Origin of the sequence: Flavobacterium panacagri, assembly GCF_030378165.1 — a bacterium.
In the GTDB taxonomy this organism is placed as follows: domain Bacteria; phylum Bacteroidota; class Bacteroidia; order Flavobacteriales; family Flavobacteriaceae; genus Flavobacterium; species Flavobacterium panacagri.
In genome coordinates this window covers 855,129-877,344 of record NZ_CP119766.1, presented here as the reverse complement: position 1 = coordinate 877,344, position 22,216 = coordinate 855,129, and the positions used below count along the sequence as shown (strand labels likewise).

Sequence of the window (22,216 nt, the reverse complement as noted above, 5' to 3'; positions counted from 1 at the left end):
TAACAATGAAATGTTTAAAAATCTAAAATCCGTATTTTTAAATGCGGTAAAATGCCGAAAACTAATTTTTTTCGCATAGAATCAAATTAGATTATTTTGATTGTGAAGTGAGAAAAGCAACAAAACCAAAAATTGAAAAAGTATTCGTATATTATTATTGATGATGATGCTGAAAGTATTTTGAAGACCCAAACAACCGCCGACGGTTTTTCAGAATTATCTTTTATGGCTTCGGCATCAAATTTTCACGAAGGCTTAAATTTGATTTTAGAACACAAACCAGCCTTGGTTTTTCTGGAAATTGATCCAAAAAATAAGGCAAGCGAATTATCCTTGTCTTTTATCAGTGAACTGCATCGCTTCTTTCAGGAAATTCCAAAAATTATTATTACAACCCATAAAAAAGACAAAGCCTTTGATGCTATTCAATATGGTGTCTCTGATTATTTTTTAAAACCTGTTGCGCATGTTGATCTTCTAAAAACAGTTTTGAAGCTTAAAAAAGCCAATTTAGAGTCAAAAACAGCGCTGTTGAAAGAAGAACCAACTTCTATCGTAATCGATAATGTAAATAATGTAACCATTCCGCAGAATGTCGAAAAACCTTTAACGATCTGCATCAAATCCTATGGTGATTATCGATATTTAAATGCAGCCGATATTTGTTATTTTCAAGCCGATAATAATTCGACCGATATTTATTTGAATACTGGTGAAATGATTACGGCATTTAAAACGTTAAAGCATTTTGAGAGTGTTTTGACATATCCTTTTATTCGAATTCACAACAGTTATGTAATTAATCGTAATTACATTGCAAGAATTCATAGCGGAAATTCAATCTGTTACATAAAAAACTCTTCCAAAAAAATTCCATTTTCTAAAACCTACAAAACAAACGTCGATCTTATAATTTCCGATTTTGCTGCAGGAAATTACTTAGAAATCTAAAAACCAGACGTTTACACGGATTTGCTATCCATTGACTATCAATTGGGTATGATCTACCATAAACTCAATTTTTCGTATAAATTTTTCTTGGCCTCCGTATTAGTTTTACACCATGATTCGCAATAAACAGCAGTCATTCTCCAAAAAAATAAACTAAAATTTAAAACCCCTCAGGTCATGAAAAAAACAGCTTTGACAATCGGATTATTCTCTTTAGTAATGGTAGCAGCTTCTTTTGCAAATCCAGAAGTTTCAAGTAAAATAGAAATTAATCCTCCTACAGGTACAGGTGCAACAAATGGCGGAAGACAAAAGGCTGATTTTGCTGCGTTAAGAAAATCAGAAGTAAATTCTAAGCATTTAAACAGCTTTGCTGCAGATAGTCAATCTAAAAGAATGACCGTAAAAGTAGACTAAGAAAAAAACAGATATGTATAAAAAGGGCTGTCCATTTTGGGCAGCCTTTTTTTGTTTCTATACTTTTACTATTTTTGGTAAAACTCTTAAACGATATTGAAAAATAATTGTGTAATATTATTCCTTTTTTGCCTTGTTTTGTTGAGTTGTGTCAATAAAAACAAAGATCCTAAAAACCTAGACTCACAAGAAGATAGTCTTACAGTTTACCTATCTAAGGCTAAAGATGTAAATCTGACAACAGAAGATAAAAAGACTTATAATGAGAAAGCATTTGATATAATTTTAGATCAAAAGGACGATTCTATTAATAAAGTGAATCTTTTTAAAGTTGCAAATAGATATTATAATATGGGTGACTTGAAGGAATATTTAATAACAACAGAGCTAATTTTAGAGCGATCCTTAAATTCTAAAGATTCTGTTAATATGGCAAAAGCTTACAGTTATTTAGGAGATTATTATGTTTCACAATCCATATCTGATAGTGCTTTTATGAACTATTTCAAGGCAGAAAAAGTTTATTTGAAAATAAAAGACAAATATAATTTAGCTAAGACATTTTTAAATAAAGCAAATCTTCAGTTTAATGAAGGGGATTATTTCGAAAGTGAAATTAGCGTTTTTAAAGCATTACGAATTTTAAAGGAAGAGAAAAATGTCAATGATCTGCTTTATGATTGTTACAACTTATTAGGACTCTTATATAATGAACGAGAAGAATACCAAAAAGCACTTGATTTTCATTATAATGCCTTAAAAATAGTTAAGGATAAATCCATGCCTGCTGAATTTCAATTGCAAGCAACATCACTAAATAATATTGGTTATGTTAACTTAAAGAAAGAAAATTACAGAGCAGCAAAAATGTATTTTCAAAAAGCATTAAATGAAGATAATTTATATAAGCAAAATAAGGAGTTGTATGCTATTGTTTTAGATAACTTAGCCTATTCCAAGTTTAGATTGAGAGAAACGAAAGATTTATTTATTCAGTTTGATAACGCACTAAAAATAAGAGATACTCTAGGACTTAAATCTGGTGTAGTTTTAAGTAAATTACATTTGTCTGAATATTTTGCCTACAAAAGAGATACTCTTACAGCTATTGAATATTGTAATCAGGCTTTGGTTTTGTCAAGGAGATCGAATCAAATAGCTAATACGTTAGATGTACTTAAACAGATAGCAATTATTGATCCGGGAAATGCATCAAAATATTCTAGAGAATATATCAAGCTAAATGATAAAATGCTTAAAGCAGAACGAAAGATGGGAGAAAAATTTTCCCGAATCGAATATGAAACCAATGAAATAAAAGATCAGAACTCTAATCTTCAGGAAAAAAATAAAACTTTGGTTTATGTTTTTAGTATTTGTACATTGCTTGGGCTGTTTTTTTATGTGTATAAAACACAGCAGGCCAAAAATCGAGAATTGCTTTTTAAGCAGCAGCAGCAGATTGCAAATGAAGATATTTACAATTTGATGATTTCACAGCAAAACGAAATTGAACAGACCAGAATACAAGAAAAGAAAAGAGTTGCACAGGAATTACACGATGGTGTTTTGGGCAGAATGTTTGGAATCAGAATCAGTTTAGATGGTTTGGATCAAGTAGAGGAGGCTGAAGCAAGTTCTAAAAGGAAAAAATATCTGGCAGAGCTTAAAAATATTGAGCAGGATATTCGTGAAATTTCTCATGATTTAAATAGAGAAAAATCCGAATTAATTAATAATTTTGTCGTAATTCTTAATAAACTATTTGAAAATCAGATAAATACATTTAGTTCGAAATTAATTACTTCTTTCGATCCTGATATTAAATGGGAATTGATTAGCAATATTGTCAAAATCAATTTGTATCGAATTATTCAAGAAGGACTTCAAAATTGTAATAAATATGCTAAAGCAGATTTTATTAAAGTAGAGTTTAAGAATGAAGACGATCATTTGGTACTAATAATCGAAGATGACGGAGTAGGATTTAATGTCAATAGAACCAAAAACGGAATAGGCCTGCATAATATCGAATATAGAGCAGCAGAATGTAAGGGGGCAGTTACTATAAAATCTGCCAAAGGAGAAGGAACAGCCTTAATTGTAAAAATCCCAATAGATCCCAATAATAACCTGCATAATAATGACATTTGATTTAACAGCTCCAGTTCCGCAATTAGTTAAAAAGAATATTTTAATAGTAGATGACCATCCATTTATTATTGAAGGATATAAAAACGCTATAACTCGTTATAATCCAAAGCAATATGAGTTTTTTATTGCACAAGCGCACGATTGTAAATCAGGATATGATATAATAGAAAATGATAACACGCCGGTATTTGATATTGCTTTTTTAGATATCAGTATGCCTCCTTATGAGGAAAAAGAGATTTTTTCTGGCGAAGATTTAGCAAAGCTCTTGTCAAAGAAAATGCCTTCCTGCAAGATTATTTTATTGACGATGTATACTGAATTGTTAAAAATTAAAACGATAATCAGAAGCATTCAGCCCAATGGATTAATCATTAAAAATGACCTTACTTTTGACGAATTGCTATTGGCTTTTGATAAAGTAATGAAAAATGAAAAGTATTACAGCCAATCTGTAGTAAAGATGTTGAACCAAACGACTCACAATGCTATTGAAATTGATCAATATGATAAACAGATATTAGTTCATTTGTCAAAAAGAGCTGCAATCAATGAGATGCTCCAGAATATTCCAATTTCTATAAATGCGATAGAAAAAAGAAAAGCACATCTAAAAGAATTATTGAAAATAAGAAGTGGTTCTGATGATGATTTGGTGAGAGAAGCTAAAAGTAAAGGGCTTTTTTAAAATTTTAGATTTCAGATTTTTCAAACGAAACTTAACAATAAAAAAATACCTAACAGGTTTTTAAACCTGTTAGGATATACTGAATACTGCGACCTAGACTGAAAACTGAAACTACTCAGTCAAAGCGTCCCACCCACGTGCTTTTAAAGCAATTTTGGTATTGGCACGTGTTACAAGATGTATTCCTTCATTTTCTTCTGTCATGTGACCAATAACAGAGAAATTCGGATTTCCTTTTATTTTGTCAAAATCATTGATGTCAATTGTAAATAGAAGCTCATAATCTTCTCCGCCGTTAATGGCAACAGTTGTGCTGTCGATATTAAATTCTTCACAAGCAGAAATAAACTGCGGATCTAAAGGCAGTTTGTCTTCATATAAATTACAACCCACTTTTGATTGTTTGCAGATGTGAATAATTTCAGAAGATAATCCGTCTGAAATATCAATCATTGCAGTTGGTTTAATGTCTAAAGCATGGAGCAAAGTTCTAACATCTTTTCTTGCTTCTGGTTTCAGCTGGCGTTCTACTAAATAAGTATAAGGATCTAAATCTGGCTGATTGTTTGGATTAACTTGGAAGACTTGTTTTTCGCGTTCTAAAACCTGTAATCCCATGTAAGCGGCACCGATATCTCCAGTTACAACCAAGAGATCGGTTTTTTGTGCTCCATTTCGGTAAACCAACTCCTTTTCATCAGCTTCACCAATTGCAGTAATACTGATAATTAAGCCTTTTTGAGATGAGGTAGTATCACCGCCAATTACATCTACTTTATATTCTTTTGCAGCGTGCGCGATTCCATCAAACAACTCTTCTAGTGCTTCAAGTGGAAAACGATTTGAAACCGCTACTGAAACCGTAATTTGTGTTGGCTTCGCATTCATAGCACAGATATCAGAAACGTTTACGACAACAGCTTTGTATCCTAAATGTTTTAACGGCATATAAGCCAAATCGAAATGAACTCCTTCTATCAATAAATCAGTAGAAACAACTACTTTTTTGTCTTTAAAATCAAGAACAGCAGCATCATCGCCTATACTTTTTAAAGTAGATTCCTGAGTAACATCAAAGTTTTTGGTTAAATGGTCTATTAAACCGAATTCGCCTAATTGAGCTATGCTGGTTCGCTGCGGATTTTTATCTTCTATCATTTTTTCTGAGTTCCAAAGTTTGTAAGCTGCAAAGGTACAAAGTTGAGGATTGAATAACTATAAACAGAGTTCGATTATTAGTTTGAAGCAGAAAGATTTGATTTTTTTATTGAGATTGTCCGGATTTTTCTCCAAATGAACTTTATGAAACTTCGACTATAATATGAAAAAGAGTAAAATAATTAAGACTGAACAATGAATTAATAGTGAACCTAAGTGTTCTCTATTTGAGAATGTTTTTATCAAATTAGTAATAGTGAGAATTCCAATAATAAAAGGTGCCAACAAAATTAATATTGCATTTGGACCTGGTGCGCAGATTCCATGAGGGAGGACATAAAAAAAAAGAAATGAAATTAAAATATAGGCTGTGTAAAAGGCCAAAGTTTTTAAAATATTTTTGTGACAAGTGGTTTGTTTTGTAAAAATATTTTTCAAATTAAGTTGATTTAAAGACAAATTTGTGATTATACCCAAAGCTTTTTCTTTCAAATATAGAAAAAATGGTATCACATTTACAAAAGATCCCTATGGCAGCGTGAAGAATTCTAGTACGCTCAAGTTATTATCGCTTCATACTAAAATGTGCTTTGAATTCTTGAACCACGCCATTTTGAGTATAAGTAACCTGAAACCAATAATCAGAAGAAGGAAGCGGACTGCCGTTGAAATTGCCGTCCCAGCCTGCGCCAGAAGGCTTAATCATTTTGATGAATTTACCATAGCGATCATAAATAGTAATGACGGCATCTGGCTGATCTGCAAGATCGGGAATGTTCCAAGTGTCATGGTAACCATCATTGTTTGGAGTAAAAAACTTAGGATATTTAAGCACTTTGGCAAATAAAATAAGATTGTCACAATTTGCTTTGATATCTCTTATTGTGATAGCGTGTTCTCCTGAATCTACATCCTTAAATATATTACTGGTTTGAAAATCACCATCATCCAGCTGGTATTCATAGATTCCAAAACCATTTGTTAGGTTTACGGTAATATCTATATCATCCTCAAATTCATCCGAAACTGTTACGGTTGCAATTGCCGGACTTGATTTTTCGACGGTTAAAGTGGCTGGATTATAACCGCAGTCGTTACCAACATCTGGTATGTTTTTGACGGGGACAACGGTATAAATACCTTCTTGAGTTGCAGTATATGTTGGTCCAGTACCCATTTTGTTGTTATTAAAATACCATTCAATAGTATAGTCTGATGAATTAATTCTGGAATTCAATACCACAGGATTTAATAATGCTCCAGTTTGATAATCGACGCAAATGATTCCGTTTTGCAATGAGAAATTTTTTAAAGGATAAATTGTAACAAAAAAATCATCCTGAGCAAAACAGTTAGGATTTGTAGGCGATGACGCATAGATATACAATCTCTGGCTAGTATTTATTTTTTGACCGGCAGTAAATAAGGTTCCTGTAGCATTGGGGCCGCTGTAATAATTTCCAACTGCTAGAGGAGGTAAAGTATAACTTTCACAAATGGCAACATCAGGAGTATTAGTCAACACGGGAGTTGGAGAAATAGTAACTGAAAAACTCTTTTCGCTCACACAGGTTAGGCGTGTGCCTGAAACAGCATAAACATAAATGGTCTGGGAGGTTTTTAGTATAGTTCCTGCTGGAATAATTGAACCTTTTCCGCCTGGTTGTGAATAATAATTTCCCAATATCAGCGGAGGTAAAGTATAACTGTCACAAACATTTATGTTGCTGAAACTGCCAACATCTATCCCTAGATAATTTACTTTAAAAAAAGTTTCATTACTGCAGGAAGTAAAATCGGCCCATTCGTTATAAATATAAATAGTCTGTGTGGTATTGATGGCTGTTCCTTCTGTTAATTGTGTTCCTAAACCATGCGGGCCTCCCGTAGCAGTATAATATTTTCCATTTTTAAGTTTTGGAAGTTTAAAATCATTGCAGGTTACTACGTCTGTAAAACTGTCAACTGCTGGAAGAGGTTTTATTTGAACAGTAAAACTATGTTCGTTTGTACATTCAGGCCCAACTGAATAAACATAGATAGTTTGTGTTGTAGTTATAATGTCACCTGCTTTTAATCGTGTTCCTCCGCCGTTGGGTTTTGTAAAATAGTTTCCATTTACTAATGGCGGTAAAACGTAACGTGCACATTCGAGTCTATTTGCAGGAGTGTCTACTGGCGGAAGCGGTTTTATGGTAATTACATATTTAAGATTTTCGGTACAATTGGGTGAAGTAGTTGTTGCCGCATAATAATACACAGTTTGTGAGTTGGTAATAACAGTTCCGGCTGGAATAGTTTTGCCTTGCCCTCCCGGACTTTCATAATAACCGCCAATAGCAATTGCAGGTAAAGTAAAACTGCCGCATCTTGAGATTGGAACAAAAACGGGAGAATTTACGATATCAATTTTAAAAGAATGCTCATTGGTGCATCTTCCGTCATTTGCAAAAACAAATATCGTCTGACTGGAAGTTATTTTATCTCCCGCTTTCAAAGCTTTGCCTAAACCGCCTGATACTGTAAAATAATTTCCGTTTGTCAAAGGAGGTAATGTATATGAATCACAGGTAACAACATTCGCAGGTTTGTCTATTTCGGGCAGCGGATAAACGGTAAAAGGAACTGGAATATCTCGACATACAGCCCCATTAATTACAGCATAATAATAAATAGTCTGACTTGCTGTAAAAACCGTTCCTTCGGGAATAACATCGCCACGTCCTCCAGACTGCGTGAAAAAACCGCCCGCAGGTACTCGTGGCACGGTATATTGTCCACAAGCTTCTTTTTTAAAACCAATTTCATAAATCAGCGTTACATTAAAACTGCTTTCGTTGGTACAGCTGTTTGTAGTAGGGCCTTTGTAGATATAGTAAGTGCCGCTTTTGGTAACGATATATCCTGGATCAAGTTTAGTTCCCGTTCCATTTGTTGAGGTGTTGTATTCGCCATTTGTAATTGGTGGAAGGGTATAGCTCTCGCAGGCAATTACATTTGGAATTTTATCTACAATCGGCAACGGATGAACAATTACATTGAAATTTAATGTTGTATAACAAACGGAATTGGAAATATTTTCAATACGCACCCAGATCGTTTTCGGTGATTGTGATAATGACGTAGTGAAAACTTTAGGATCTGCAATATTGTTTCGGGCTAGATTTGCATCAGTTTCGCTTTGATAATATCTGATTCTGTATTGGGAAGAATTTAATCCGTTTAAGATGATTGGTTCCTGAACAGTTAAATCGACGGTTACATTTTTTGAAACAGTATCACAAGCATTTAAGTCTGGTGGTTTTATCACATTGATCGGATCTGTTACTAATAAATTAAATGAAATGAAATTATCACAAAAGAAGGTTTTATCATTAACAGGTACCACTTTTATATATATAGTTTGATTGCCAGAACTAACATAAGATTTTAACTGATTTTCAGGGATAATTGGTTCGTTGGCATTAGCGGAAGCTAAAGAATCAAAATAATAAATCGAATATTTAGCGGGATCGATGCCTAATTCAGTTAAATTGTTCTGAGTCAAATCATATTGATAAGTGCCAATTGTACTATAACAAGCAGTTAAGTTTTTAGGAGTTTTAATAATCAAATCATTAATTACAACTTCATCCTTAACCACACAGCCAGAAAGAGTTGCAGTAACTCCATAAGTTCCGGCTTTATCGACTGTCAAAGAATTGCTGGTTTCGTTTGGAATTACTGCTCCGTTTAGCGTCCAGACATAATTGAAATTTCCTGCGAGATCAGATTTAAGTGTGATTTTTTCGCCTTGGCAAATAATTCTGTCGGGGCCTAAATCCATGGTAGTCATAAAACTGCCTCCTTTTATAAAAACTGCTGAATCGTAATTGCTGTCGTTATAATCGCCAATAGCCAATTTTATGCGATAAGTTCTGTTTGGAATTACAGTTGAAGAAGCAGTTAAAACTTTGGTCTCACCTCTCATATTGATAGCAGACTCAGCTGGATTGGCAACATTATAACGGTCAAATAAATTTGCATTGGCAGATAAACAGGACGAATTATACTGCTGGTCTCTAATATTTTTGACCGAAACTGGAGTTGTTGTCCCTGGTACTACAGCAAGATTTGTAGAAATTCCGGTTGTTAAATCAGTTAATATAAAAGCAAATACATCGCTAAATCCGCATTGAAATTCACCGTATTCATTTGAGGCGAACAGAAAATCAAAACTAAAATTGCTTGATAAAGGCGTAAAATCAAATTGAAGAAAGCTGACATCTGTAACAGGTACAACTTGTCCGTTGCTATCACTGATTTGCTGTAAATCGCTATCGGTAGCATTATTCAGTTTACTGCTTTCGTTATTGCCGGTATAGGATCCTTCGGTATATTTGGCCATTCCGTTTCGTATAATGATACCGCTGGAAATAGGAAAGTTTGGATTAGTACTTGTGAATTTACCGATTCCCTGACGCGAGGAGAATTTAAAATTACTTTCGTTTGAACAGCCATTCTGCATTAATTCTGTTCGTACCAGTTCAGGAATACCCAAGCTTGTAGTATCGACTATGATTCCTTGTGATGAAGATATAGCCGAACAAAATAATAAAAGTAGAAGTAGAGCCGCTCTCATAATTCATATTTTTATTAGTAGGGTTATTTAAAGTTACGAAATTATTTATCTTTAAAATTATGATTATCAGTATTTTATGATTTTTTAACCTTATTTAAACAAAAATGAAAGAGAATTTTAATTGTGTTAAATTATTAGTGAACCGCTTGTAAATAAAGTGCCTAAGTTGTTTAAATAGGAAAGAGAAGCGTTAGTTTTTGTTACGATTAAAGAAAGAATTTTAAAATATTCTAAAAATTATTTTTTCCTGCTGACAAACTGTTGTCACCGGCCCATTCTACTTTTGAAGTATTAAAAATATTTAAACTTTAAAACCATGAAAACATTAGCTGCACAAGTAATTACACAAGAAGATTTATTGAAACACTGGCAAGGACATCGTGCTCTTACACGTCGATTAATTGAGATTTTTCCAGAGAAAGATTTCTTCGAATTTTCAATAGGAGGTATGCGTCCTTTTGCAAAATTGGTTGATGAACTTTTGGCTATTGCAGTTCCAGGACTTAGAGGAATTGTAACGAAACAAACTGAAGCATTCTCAGAAGGAGGAGAAAAATTGATTTTTAAAGCGCAGTATCTGGAAAAATGGGACGAAGCTACAGAAGAAATCAATACATACTGGGAACAATTGTCTATTGAAGATTTTAGCGAAACGTTTAATCTTTTTGGACAGTATGAATTCCCAATTATTCAGAATATCTTATATTTTATTGATAACGAAGTGCATCACAGAGGACAAGCTTATGTGTATTTAAGAGCTTTAAATATCGAACCGCCGTTTTTCTGGGAAAGATAATTGATATTTTTTTCTTAACTTAATAATACAAATCTAAAATTAAGACAATGAGTTTAAAGAAGATAATGTCCAATTATGCCGATTATAATTTATGGGTAAACCAGCAATTTGTAAACTGGCTTTCGCCGAAGTCAGATGAACTGTTGTCTGCAGAAGTGCCTTCGAGCTTTTCAACCATAATGAAAACACTCGATCATATTTGGTCTACAGAAGAATATTGGTTTTCTGTAATTTCTCAAAAAGATGTTTCTCAAAAGAAGGCAGAAAACGAATTATCTAAAGAAGAGATTTTTGAAGGATTGCTCAACTCATCTGCAAAATTGAAACACTTCATCAACTCATTGTCTGAAGAAGATTTAAGCACAGAAATTAAAATAACAAATCCATGGTTTGAATGTGAACTGCCAATTGCAGATTATCTGATTCAGGTAATTAATCACGGCACATATCACCGCGGACAGATTGTAACTATAGGAAGAAATATTGGAATTACTGATGCTTCCAATACAGATTATAATTTTTACAATGTCATAAAACAGAAATAAACGAAAAGACTCCTGAAGATAATGTTCTCGGGAGTTTTTTTATGATAACCTTTTCCTATTGGTGTCCAGTAATTTTAGAACGTTTGTTTTTAATACTTCAGGTTCCAGAATTTCAGCATAATCTCCAAACATCAAAAACCATCTCGGAAATGCATTATTGATATCTCTGGACATAAAGGTCATTTCGATTTTATCATCAACTTCTTTTTGTGAAATAAAACCATGATATTTTCTCTCGCTCGCTAAATATCTTGCTATTTTACGGTCAATTAAAAGGCGGACTTTTGTTGTTGGACAGGTTTCTGTTTTAGTCAAATAAGTTTCTAAATCATCGTGTTCGATTGTAAAATTAACATCGGTTTTTTTGATTCCCTGAATTCGGTCGGTTCTAAACTGACGGTAATCTTTTCGAAGATGACAGTATCCTAAAAAATACCAGTTGTTATTATCATGAAAAACTCCTACTGGCTCCAAATTACGTTGAGTGGTCTCGTCTTTCTCAAAAGTTTTATAAGTCAAAAGAATTTGTTTTTTCTCTGCGATTCCCTCAAAAAGAACGGCCAAAGTATTGGGCGAATTATCATTAAACATTGGTTCTGCATCTTGCATTACAATTCTCGATTCGATGTTGGAGAGATAATCCTTGTCGTTACTTTTTAAAACTGCTTTTAACTTGTACATTGCCGACGCGTAATGTGTTCCTAAAGAAGGATCGGTAAATTTCTGCATTAGTTTCTCAGCTGCAATAAAACTGCTGACTTCTTCGCGTGTAAACATTACAGGAGGAAGTCTGTAACCATCCATTAAAGCATAACCAACTCCCGCTTCACTGTAAATTGGAACTCCAGAGGCTTCCAGTGTTCGAATGTCTCTGTAAATAGTTCTTAAGCTGCATTCAAAACGATCAGCTAATTCCTGTGCTTTTACAATTTTTTTGGATTGTAATTGAATTAGAATGGCAATAATCCGGTCAAATCGTTTAGGAGTTTCGTCAAGCATTTTTTTCTGAGTTCAAGAGGTTTAAAGGATCAAAGTTACAAAGGATTGGTTTTGAAAATTTATAAAATTCTAAATTCTGTAAATTTTTAAATATCAAGAACTATCTTGTTAATTATTTTTCTATGTTTAATGGCTGATTTAAAAAAAACTGTATTTTTAGCACAACCAAAAACAACCCAAATGCAAACCGATTTATCTTATACTAAGACAGAAGAACTTAAAAAGAAGCTTCGAGCAGGAACTTATGACGGCAATCAAGAACTAATCGAATTAATTCGATTAGGATATGATCCTATTTTGGCAAAAGAGATGTTGTCAAAAGTCATTAAAATGCATAAAGATGATCTTTATGAAGAAACAAAAGAAGCTAAAGAAACAGAAGAAAGAGAAAAAATCGCCTTTTCTGCCGTAATTATGATTACCACTTTTTTAAGCATGTTTGCAGGCGATAGCAGCATCATAATTTTAATCTCGATTATTGTTGCGTGTTTTTGTGGCTATTATGGAAATCAAGACAATCCAATTCCTGGAATGGTGGGTTATACTTTGGCAGCAATGATTATGCCTTTTGCTTGTGGTTTTTATTTTGAAGGAAGAAGTACTTTCTTGAATCTAGAAATATTAATCCCATTATTTTTTTCTTTTGGACCTGGTTTATTAGTAAAATATATTTTATCCCGAATCCTGCCATCAGACTAACTTAAACAGAATGAATTATGATTGACAATTACTCTTTTAATGAACATCACAAAAGATTTGAACCGTACGAAACGAAATGTACTTATTGTGGTGAAAATCATATGAAAACAATGAATGATTGCTATTTCGTGCCGCTTTTTGTAACTAATGATCGTACAAATATTGTGGTTTACAGATCGGTTAAATATTCTAAAATTTTAATTGGAATACCTAGATGTTCTTCCTGCAAAGCAATCCACGAACAATCCGCTTCAAAATCACAATGGATAACTGCGGGACTTGTAATTTTGGCAATTTCTCTGTTAGCATATAACTTTATGTTATTAAGTCCATTTGTTGTGGTGGGAGGTTTTTTTGCTCTAATTTTTGGCGCTATTTATGGATCAAAAAAAATGACAGAATCATTTGTAGTGGGACATGATATTTATACGCTCCAAGATGGAGCTGAAACAAACGAAGTAGTTCGAGATTTAATAGTGGCTGGCTGGTCTTTTACACAGCCTTCTGCATAAATAAAAAAAAGCTGTCTCAATTTAAGACAGCTTTTTTTACGAATTGGAAAGACTAAAATCGATATAAAACTCCAAATTGAGGCTGGTCGAAGATGTTTTCAAATAAATTGATATTTAATTGAAAAGTATCTGATGAAGGGCCGTTTTCTGGAGAGACGCTGTTGTAAGCTAAAACATTTGCCAGCACAAAAGTTACTGCAATATTTTTGGTTACAAAGTAATTTAATCCAACATTGATATCTGCAGTTAAACTGTTATCAGTATCGCTGCCAACAAGTGGTGTTTCAGTTTTGTTTCTTCCATAACCCAGACCAACTTCAGCGTATGTTTTAAAACGTTTTTTATCTAATTCTAAGAAATAGTAACGTGCAAAAGCCCCAACTCCAAATACATTTGTTTTTACTTGTGTCGTTTCAACTTTATTGCTGGCGTAATTTAATTTGGCTCCAACTGCAAATTTATCATTTAGTAAATAGCCGAACTTTGGACTAAACCCGTAATAGTCTGCCTCGCCGCCAGTACTAATTTTTATAGAACCTTCAAGAAACATATCTCCTTGTTGAAAAGTTACCCCTTTTGCAGAATTCATTTCAGCTTCAGCTTGGTCTTCTTGAGCGTTTGCAAAACAAAAGGTAAAAAGGGCTAAAATAACTGATAATTTAGTTTTCATAATCTTACATAATTTAATTGTTTGTAAGATTAAAAATACTTTTTCTCATTTTAAATCACTTTGAGTTTAGTCAAACGCGTTAAAAATCAATTTATTAAGTTAATATTTGTATAAATTAACAGGTTTTTACTTGTTTTAATTAATCGATAGAAATAGATTTAAAATAAAAAAAATGAAGAATTTATTATGCTGTAAGAAATTTTAGTTATTGTTTTTGATATTTTTGATTAACAAAAAAAGAGACTAATAAATGTACAATAAACTAACGCAGAACCAAGAAGCCGAGTTAAGAAATAGGATGAGAAATGGCACTTTTGATAGTGAATATGAAATAAAAAGTCTTGTAAGAATTGGCTATGATCCTGGTATTGCAGATTTTTTAGTCAATAAAGTAGTATTAGATTTTAAGGATGAGTTGTCTCAGGAAATAAAAGAAAACAAACAGGCAGAGGATAAGAAAAATGTTGCGTGGTGTATTTTGTGGGCTTCCTCTTTATTTTCCGCTATGATGGGTGAGATGAATATCTGGATCATTTTAATTTCTTTGGTAATAGCATCCTTTGCAGCTTATTGGGGATTCCCGAAAAGAAGAATACCTGCAATTACTGGATTTGTAATTACGGCGCTTATAATGCCTTTTGCTTTCGAGTATTATTTGAGAAACAAAGAAACTTATATACGATTGGAGCTTTTTATTCCTGCAGCGGTAGCTTTTGGAACAGGTTTACTAGTAAAGTATATTTTATCAAAATTGATGTATTCTGATAATGATTAGTTTTATAAACATATTATAAAAACAAAACCCGATAACGAAAGTCATCGGGTTATATTCTTAATACTTAGTACTTAAATCTTAATACTAAAGTTTAATCATTCAATTTTAAAACAGCCATAAATGCTTCTTGCGGAATCTCAACGTTTCCTACCTGACGCATACGTTTTTTACCTTTTTTCTGTTTTTCCAGCAATTTACGCTTACGCGAAATATCTCCACCATAACATTTTGCGGTAACGTCTTTACGAAGTGCTTTAATCGTTTCACGAGCAATAATTTTAGCTCCAATTGCAGCTTGAATTGGAATATCAAATTGCTGTCTTGGAATCAACTCACGCAATTTCTCGGTCATTTTTTTACCGATGTTGTAAGCGTTATCTTCGTGAATTAACGCAGAAAGTGCATCTACTGTTTGTGCATTTAAAAGGACGTCCAATTTTACTAATTTAGAAGTACGCATTCCAATTGGAGAATAATCGAAAGAAGCATAACCTTTAGAAACTGTTTTTAAACGATCATAAAAATCAAATACAATTTCTGCCAAAGGCATATCAAAGTTTAATTCAACACGTTCAGTAGTTAAATAAGTTTGATTGGTAATTAAACCACGTTTTTCAATACATAAGCTCATTACGTTTCCAACAAAGTCAGATTTTGTAATGATAGTAGCTTTGATAAATGGCTCTTCAACTCTGTCTAGTTTTGAAGGCTCTGGCAAATCGGATGGATTATTTACGATTAATGGAGTTTCAGGATGTTTTTTAGTGTAAGCTAAATACGAAACGTTAGGAACTGTAGTAATTACAGTCATATCAAACTCGCGTTCTAAACGTTCCTGAATGATTTCCATGTGAAGCATTCCTAAGAATCCGCATCGGAAACCAAATCCTAATGCAGCAGAACTTTCAGGAGTAAAAACTAATGAAGCATCATTCAACTGTAATTTTTCCATCGAAGAACGTAAATCTTCATAATCTTCTGTATCAACGGGATAAATTCCGGCAAATACCATTGGTTTTACATCCTCAAAACCAGTAATCATATTGGTAGTTGGTACTTTTGCATCAGTAATTGTATCACCCACTTTTACTTCACGAGCTTCTTTAATTCCAGAAATCAAATAACCAACATCTCCTGCAGAAACTACATTTTTAGGAACCTGATTTAATTTTAAAGTTCCAATTTCATCAGCAAAATATTCGTTGTCTGTAGCCATGAATTTAATTTTCTGGCCTTTTTTGATTTCACCATTTACAACTCTAAAGATTACTTCGATTCCACGAAATGGATTGTAAACCGAGTCAAAAATCAAAGCTTGTAACGGTTCTTCTGGATTTCCTTTAGGAGCTGGAATTTTTTCGATAATGGCTGCTAAGATATTTTCAACACCAAAACCAGTTTTTCCAGAAGCATGAATAATATCTTCTAATTTACATCCTAATAAATCGATAATATCATCACTAACTTCTTCTGGATTTGCACTTGGTAAATCAACTTTATTCAAAACCGGAATGATTTCTAAGTCGTTTTCTAATGCTAAATATAAATTTGAAATCGTTTGTGCCTGAATACTTTGTGCCGCATCAACAATCAATAAAGCTCCCTCACAGGCAGCAATAGATCTCGAAACTTCATACGAAAAATCTACGTGGCCGGGAGTATCAATTAAGTTTAAGATATATTCCTCGCCTTTGTATTTGTATTCCATCTGAATGGCATGACTTTTAATGGTAATTCCACGTTCACGCTCCAAGTCCATGTTGTCAAGCAATTGTGCTTTTTCTTCACGAGCTGTAACGGTTTGTGTTGCGCCTAATAATCTGTCCGCCAATGTACTTTTACCGTGGTCAATGTGTGCAATAATGCAAAAGTTACGTATCTTCTTCATTTTAATATATCAGTTCTCTAAACGAGTTTTAGTATTTTTTGGGAATAATTCACACCAAAGCAATTGCTTTAAAGCGTGTTATTAAGGCGCAAAGATAGCGCAAAGTTTTGGATTCTGGAATGCTGATCTTAGATAGTTGAAAGATGTGAATTAAAATTGGCATTAATATTCAAAATTAAACCCTTTTTGAGTTAATTTTTTGTACATCTCATCATCAAATTTATAAAGTTTAGCCGCTCTGTGCGAAACGTCTTTTTGCTTTTCATCCAATGCAGTCAAGAGTTTCATGTGCAGAATTTTTCGTCTAAAATTAGATTTGTCCAATTCAATTCCTAGAATTTCTTCATACAAATGCATCAATTGCAATAGAGTAAATTTTTCAGGAAGAAGGTTAAATCCAATTGGCGCTTGACGCACTCTATTTCTAAGCTGCAATAAACTGAATTCTAAAATTTCATTGTGGTCAAAAATCAGGTCTGGAATTTCATTTATTTTATACCATTTGGCTTCAATAACTTTTAAACTCGCTTTGATATTATAATCTTCTCGATTGACCAAAGTGTAATAACCAATAGTCACGACACGTCTTTCTGGAACACGTTTCGGATTGGTAAAGGCTTTTAACTGCTCCAGATAAATATCTTCCAGTCCAGTAAGCTCCTGCAAAATACGCTGGGCGGCATCATCGGCACTTTCATCGCGTTGTAGCCATCCGCCGAGAAGTCCCCATTTACCTTTACTTTCACCTTGGGCGTGCTGCACCAAGAGAACTTCGAGACTCTCTTTATTAAAACCGAAGAAAACACAGTCAATTGTGATTCCTTCAACAGCTGGTTTGTGGTCGTTAGTAGTTATTTCTGTCAATTTAATATTGTGTTTCGAAGTTTAAAAAGATTTCACAGACTGAAAATTAGAATTCAAAATTAAATCCTTTTTCAGTTAATTTCTTATAGATTTCTGGATCAAATTTGTACAGCTGTGCCGCACGATGTGAAACATCTTGTTGTTTTTCGTCTAAAGCTACCAAAAGTTTCATGTGAAGAATTTTTCTCCTAAAATTAGGTTTGTCCATCTCGATTCCTAAAATTTCTTCGTACAATCTCATGAGCTGTAATAAAGTAAATTTTTCAGGAAGTAGATTAAATCCGATTGGAGTTTGACGGACTTTGTTTCTAAGATGTTGTAAACTATAAGCCAGAATTTCGTTATGATCATAAATCAAATCAGGAATGCTGTTTATTTTATACCATTTGGCGTCTGAAGCCGTAAAACCTGCCTTAATATTGTAATCTTCTCTTTTTACAAGAGCATAATATCCAATTGTAATGACGCGTCTCAGCGGAAAACGATCTGGATCTCCAAAGGCTTTCAGCTGTTCGAGGTAAATATTATCAAGACCAGTCAGCTCATTCAATAATCGATGAGCGGCATTGTCTGTGCTTTCTTTTTTATAAATCCATCCTCCCGGCAGACCCCATTTTCCCTTGCTGATACCTTCACCATGCTGTACCAGTAGTACTTCAAGACTGCCTTTGTCAAAACCAAAAATAACGCAGTCAATCGTGATTGCATTCATGGCACTGTGCTCGTTTTTTGAGGCAGTTTTATCATCTACATTTTCAACCATATTTGAGATAAATTTTGACAAATTAAATAAATAAAATGATTATTAGGCTTCTTCAAAGCTTTATATTTTTTTTAACGTAACAAAAAATTGATAATCAGTTAATTAAAAATGTTCGGAAAATGGGTTTTAAAATCCCTAATTCTTAAACTACTGATTGTCAATTTTATAAAACATTGATTTTCTTATATTTTTTATTTCGATTTCATTTCTCTTTTTACAGCATTGATAAAAATGAAATAGTATTTCTCAGAATTGAAAAAAATTAACCCTAATATTTTGTTAATATAGAAAATTTGTTTTACACTTGTAGTCAAATTTACCATAAGATAAATTCAAATTGACTATAAGTAAAAAACGGCAAAGCTACAACTTAACTTAAACTTACCACAAATGTTTTTTTTAGAAATTGGTTTTCGAATCGATTTTAATGATAAAAAATAACTGCTTATAGTCTTGCAAGTACTAAATGTTGGAAATGAGATTCAGGCCCTCACTTTTGGCATGACCTACTTGGGAAATTTTTCCAGATTTCTCTTAGGGTAGAAATTACTAACTATAACTTAAACTTAATCAATTCTTATTATGAAAAGCAAAAATTGTATTAAAACAACAAAGCTGTCGTATTTTATGACAGTGCTGCTTAGCGTATTTATGATGCAGTTTGGATTTGCACAAGAATCTAAAACTGTAAGTGGAACAATCACTTCTGCCGAAGACGGATTTGGAGTTCCAGGAGCAACTGTACAAGTACAGGGAACAAAATCGAGTACTATTACCGATTTTGATGGAAAATATAAAATTGAAGCCAAAACAGGCGATGTTTTAGTATTCACTTTTGTGGGATTTAAAACACAGAATATTAAGGTTGGCGATCAAAAAGTAGTCAACGCGGTTTTACAGCCAGAAACAGCAGAACTTAAAGAAGTTGTGGTTATTGGATATGGTTCTCAAAAGAAAACCTTGGTTACAAATGCTGTAACTCAGGTTAGTGGAGAAAACCTAACAAAAACAAATACTACCAATGCGCTTCAGGCACTTCAAGGTCAGGCGGCGGGTCTTCAAATTACTTCTACTTCTGGCCAACCGGGAGAAAGCCTGAATGTAGTAATTAGAGGAGTTGGTTCAACGGCAGGAAGTAATCCGCTTTATGTTGTTGACGGCGTACTTACAGGGGATATTTCGTATTTGAATAACTCTGATATCGAATCTATTTCTGTTTTAAAAGATGCAGCTTCGGCAGCAATTTACGGTTCACAAGCTTCAAATGGAGTGGTGTTGGTTACAACAAAAAAAGGAAAACGTGGTGCAACTGGACAAATCACATTCGATCAATACTATGGCGTTCAGTCAGTAGCTAGAAAAGTAGATTTGCTGGATGCTAGGGAATATGCAACAATATTAAATGAAGCAAGAGTAAACTCTGGTAATACACCGTATTTTACAAATGCTCAAATTGCAGGAATGGGTTCTGGAACCAACTGGATGGATAAAATGCTGACAGATAATGCGGCTACAAAAAATTTCTCTTTTGGGGCTTCAGGCGGTTCTGAGACTTCTGTTTATTCAGCTTCTTTGTCTTACTTAGGGCAAGAAGGTGTTGTAGGAGGACCAGACTTATCTAACTATGAACGTTATAATTTCAGATTCAATTCAGAACATAAATTATACAAAGATGTTGTGACAATTGGAGAAAACCTGAGTTTTGCTTACATTGACAGAAACGGAATTGGTGTTGGAAATCAATATAACAACTCTTTAAGAGGTGCTTTTCAAGCAACACCTTTACTGCCAATGTATGATGCTAACGGAAACTACTTTGATACTTCAGGAAGTACAGAGCCTTGGTTAACTGGTGTGGCAAACCCTTATGCTTTGATGGTGTACAATAATCAAAATGAAAGCAACAGCCAAAAATTATTAGGAAATGTGTACTTGCAGATCCAGCCAGTTAAAAACCTGACTTTCAAAACGACTTTAGGTTTGGATTATAATGTAAGTGAAGGACATTCTTATTCGCCAATTTACAGATTGTCAATTTATGCTAACAATGCTTTTGACAGAGTAAATCAGAACATGAATAAAAGCAGAAGCATCAACTGGGATAACTTGTTGACATATAAATTTAACGTAGCCGATAGTCACCATTTTGAAGCTATGGCTGGTACATCTTATATCAATTACAATATAACTTCTATAGAAGCAGCCAATGCAGATTCTGTTTTTAATGATTTAGAACACGCATGGATTGACAACACTACCAATAAAGATGGTGCAAGAATGTCAATGAAAGGAAGTAAGTTTGAAAATGTTTTAATGTCTTACTTCGGAAGATTAAATTACAATTACCAAGAAAAGTATTTATTCAATGCTACTCTTAGAGCAGATGGTTCTTCAAAATTTGCACAAGGAAATCAATGGGGTTATTTCCCGTCAGTTTCTGGAGGATGGGTTGCTTCTAATGAAGAATTCTTAAAAGATTCAAAAGTATTCAACTTCCTTAAATTTAGAGCAAGCTGGGGACAAGTAGGAAACCAGAGTATTAGATCTTTCCAATTTTTATCTTTGATAAAATCTAATAATACAAACTACAGTTTTGGCGATAAAGAAGGTGTACTAACACCAGGTGCATATCCTCAAAACATTGCAAACCCTGATCTAAAATGGGAAACTTCAGAGCAAATTGACCTTGGGTTTGATGCAAGATTTTTGGACAATGCATTAAGTGTGAACTTTGATGTGTATAAAAAAACAAACAAAGACTGGCTTATTTTAGCTCCAATCTTGGCAACTGCTGGTGCTGACGCTCCATTTATTAACGGAGGAGATGTGGTTAATAAAGGAGTTGAGTTAAGTTTAAACTATCAGAATAAAATTGGAGATTTTAATTACAGCGTAAGTGCAAATGGTGCTTATAATAAAAATACGGTTGGGTCAATTCCAAATGCAGATGGAATTATCCACGGTTTAAATGGCGAACTTTACGATAACTCAGGCGAGTTTTATAGAGCAGAAAACGGACATCCATTAGGATATTTCTGGGGATATAAAACAGGAGGAGTTTTCCAAAACCAAGCACAGATTGACAATTACAAATCGGCTAACGGAGTAGTTTTACAGCCAAATGCTGCACCTGGAGATTTGATTTATGTAAACACAAATGGAGATGATAAAATCGATGCTTCAGACAAAACAAGCATCGGAAATCCAAACCCTGATTTTACTTACGGATTCTCTCTATCAGCTAGTTATAAAGCTTTCGATTTTTCGCTTAATGCAAATGGAGTAGCTGGAAACCAAATCGTACAATCGTACAGAAATCAGGCAAATACTTACGGAAATTATACTTCGGCAATATTAAGCCGTTGGCACGGAGAAGGTTCTTCGAACACAATGCCAAGAGTAACAGAGGATAATAGAAACTTTACTCAATTCTCTGATCTATACGTTCAGGATGGAGATTTCTTAAGAATCAACACCGTAACATTAGGATTTGATTTAGCAAAAATGAAACATTCAAAACCATTTTTTGCAAGTCAGTTTAGAATGTATTTCTCAGTATTGAACCTTTATACTTTCACAAAGTATGACGGAATGGATCCTGAAATAGGATTTGGTTCTTCTAATGATGATCAAAAGTTTTCATCAGGGGTTGATGTGGGTTACTATCCAAGACCAAGAACATTTATGTTAGGTCTAAATGTTAAACTTTAATACAT

At 33.5% G+C, this 22,216-nt stretch carries 17 protein-coding genes; 10 read left to right on the top strand and 7 right to left on the bottom strand.

The window, feature by feature from the left end:
* Positions 1–132 precede the first annotated feature (132 nt).
* The 4 genes from P2W65_RS04080 to P2W65_RS04065 all read left to right on the top strand — a co-directional run bounded on the left by P2W65_RS04080 (position 133) and on the right by P2W65_RS04065 (position 4,210).
* Positions 133–951 carry a LytR/AlgR family response regulator transcription factor gene (locus tag P2W65_RS04080; protein ID WP_289663692.1) on the top strand — a complete coding sequence of 273 codons (819 nt, stop codon included), beginning with the start codon at positions 133–135 and terminating at the stop codon, positions 949–951.
* Between the two features lie 177 nt (positions 952–1,128).
* Positions 1,129–1,368, top strand: coding sequence for a hypothetical protein (locus tag P2W65_RS04075; protein ID WP_289663691.1), 240 nt, complete (start codon positions 1,129–1,131; stop codon positions 1,366–1,368).
* Between the two features lie 96 nt (positions 1,369–1,464).
* Positions 1,465–3,522: a tetratricopeptide repeat-containing sensor histidine kinase gene (locus P2W65_RS04070; protein WP_289663690.1), complete on the top strand. Its 2,058-nt coding sequence runs from the start codon at positions 1,465–1,467 to the stop codon at positions 3,520–3,522.
* A complete protein-coding gene (locus P2W65_RS04065; protein ID WP_289663689.1) occupies positions 3,512–4,210 on the top strand; it encodes a response regulator in 699 nt (232 codons plus the stop codon). The genes P2W65_RS04070 and P2W65_RS04065 overlap by 11 nt, the downstream gene beginning before the upstream one ends.
* Before the next feature lie 111 nt (positions 4,211–4,321).
* Here P2W65_RS04065 and thiL read toward each other — a convergent pair whose 3' ends face one another.
* Both thiL and P2W65_RS04055 read right to left on the bottom strand, forming a co-directional pair.
* Positions 4,322–5,368 (bottom strand): thiamine-phosphate kinase, encoded by a 1,047-nt coding sequence (gene thiL, locus P2W65_RS04060; RefSeq protein WP_289663688.1) that lies wholly within the window; start codon positions 5,366–5,368, stop codon positions 4,322–4,324.
* 565 nt (positions 5,369–5,933) lie between these two features.
* Positions 5,934–9,989, bottom strand: a complete 4,056-nt coding sequence (locus P2W65_RS04055; protein WP_289663687.1) for a T9SS type B sorting domain-containing protein — start codon at positions 9,987–9,989, stop codon at positions 5,934–5,936.
* Between the two features lie 316 nt (positions 9,990–10,305).
* Between P2W65_RS04055 and P2W65_RS04050 the strand changes: the two genes are divergently transcribed.
* Both P2W65_RS04050 and P2W65_RS04045 read left to right on the top strand, forming a co-directional pair.
* Positions 10,306–10,785, top strand: coding sequence for a DinB family protein (locus P2W65_RS04050; protein ID WP_109190986.1), 480 nt, complete (start codon positions 10,306–10,308; stop codon positions 10,783–10,785).
* 47 nt (positions 10,786–10,832) lie between these two features.
* Positions 10,833–11,330: a DinB family protein gene (locus tag P2W65_RS04045; RefSeq protein WP_289663686.1), complete on the top strand. Its 498-nt coding sequence runs from the start codon at positions 10,833–10,835 to the stop codon at positions 11,328–11,330.
* Between the two features lie 39 nt (positions 11,331–11,369).
* On the opposite strand, the gene P2W65_RS04040 is transcribed toward P2W65_RS04045, so the two are convergent.
* The gene (locus tag P2W65_RS04040) at positions 11,370–12,329 is read right to left on the bottom strand and encodes a helix-turn-helix transcriptional regulator (protein WP_289663685.1); all 960 of its coding nucleotides are present in this window, start codon (positions 12,327–12,329) and stop codon (positions 11,370–11,372) included.
* 180 nt (positions 12,330–12,509) lie between these two features.
* Between P2W65_RS04040 and P2W65_RS04035 the strand changes: the two genes are divergently transcribed.
* Entirely contained in the window at positions 12,510–13,028 is a 519-nt protein-coding gene (locus tag P2W65_RS04035) for a hypothetical protein (protein ID WP_289663684.1), read from the top strand.
* A gap of 17 nt (positions 13,029–13,045) precedes the next feature.
* Positions 13,046–13,540 carry a hypothetical protein gene (locus P2W65_RS04030; protein ID WP_289663683.1) on the top strand — a complete coding sequence of 165 codons (495 nt, stop codon included), beginning with the start codon at positions 13,046–13,048 and terminating at the stop codon, positions 13,538–13,540.
* Between the two features lie 52 nt (positions 13,541–13,592).
* Here P2W65_RS04030 and P2W65_RS04025 read toward each other — a convergent pair whose 3' ends face one another.
* Positions 13,593–14,210 carry an outer membrane beta-barrel protein gene (locus tag P2W65_RS04025; protein WP_289663682.1) on the bottom strand — a complete coding sequence of 206 codons (618 nt, stop codon included), beginning with the start codon at positions 14,208–14,210 and terminating at the stop codon, positions 13,593–13,595.
* 250 nt (positions 14,211–14,460) lie between these two features.
* On the opposite strand from P2W65_RS04025, the gene P2W65_RS04020 reads away from it, so the two are divergent.
* Positions 14,461–14,985, top strand: coding sequence for a hypothetical protein (locus P2W65_RS04020; RefSeq protein WP_289663681.1), 525 nt, complete (start codon positions 14,461–14,463; stop codon positions 14,983–14,985).
* Between the two features lie 91 nt (positions 14,986–15,076).
* Here P2W65_RS04020 and lepA read toward each other — a convergent pair whose 3' ends face one another.
* The 3 genes from lepA to P2W65_RS04005 all read right to left on the bottom strand — a co-directional run bounded on the left by lepA (position 15,077) and on the right by P2W65_RS04005 (position 18,500).
* On the bottom strand, positions 15,077–16,873 hold the full coding sequence (lepA, locus tag P2W65_RS04015; RefSeq protein ID WP_289663680.1) for a translation elongation factor 4: 1,797 nt from the start codon (positions 16,871–16,873) through the stop codon (positions 15,077–15,079).
* 162 nt (positions 16,874–17,035) lie between these two features.
* Positions 17,036–17,737, bottom strand: coding sequence for an NUDIX hydrolase (locus P2W65_RS04010; protein WP_289663679.1), 702 nt, complete (start codon positions 17,735–17,737; stop codon positions 17,036–17,038).
* 46 nt (positions 17,738–17,783) lie between these two features.
* On the bottom strand, positions 17,784–18,500 hold the full coding sequence (locus P2W65_RS04005; RefSeq protein WP_289663678.1) for an NUDIX hydrolase: 717 nt from the start codon (positions 18,498–18,500) through the stop codon (positions 17,784–17,786).
* A gap of 582 nt (positions 18,501–19,082) precedes the next feature.
* Between P2W65_RS04005 and P2W65_RS04000 the strand changes: the two genes are divergently transcribed.
* Positions 19,083–22,211, top strand: coding sequence for a SusC/RagA family TonB-linked outer membrane protein (locus tag P2W65_RS04000; RefSeq protein ID WP_289663677.1), 3,129 nt, complete (start codon positions 19,083–19,085; stop codon positions 22,209–22,211).
* Positions 22,212–22,216: the final 5 nt, after the last annotated feature.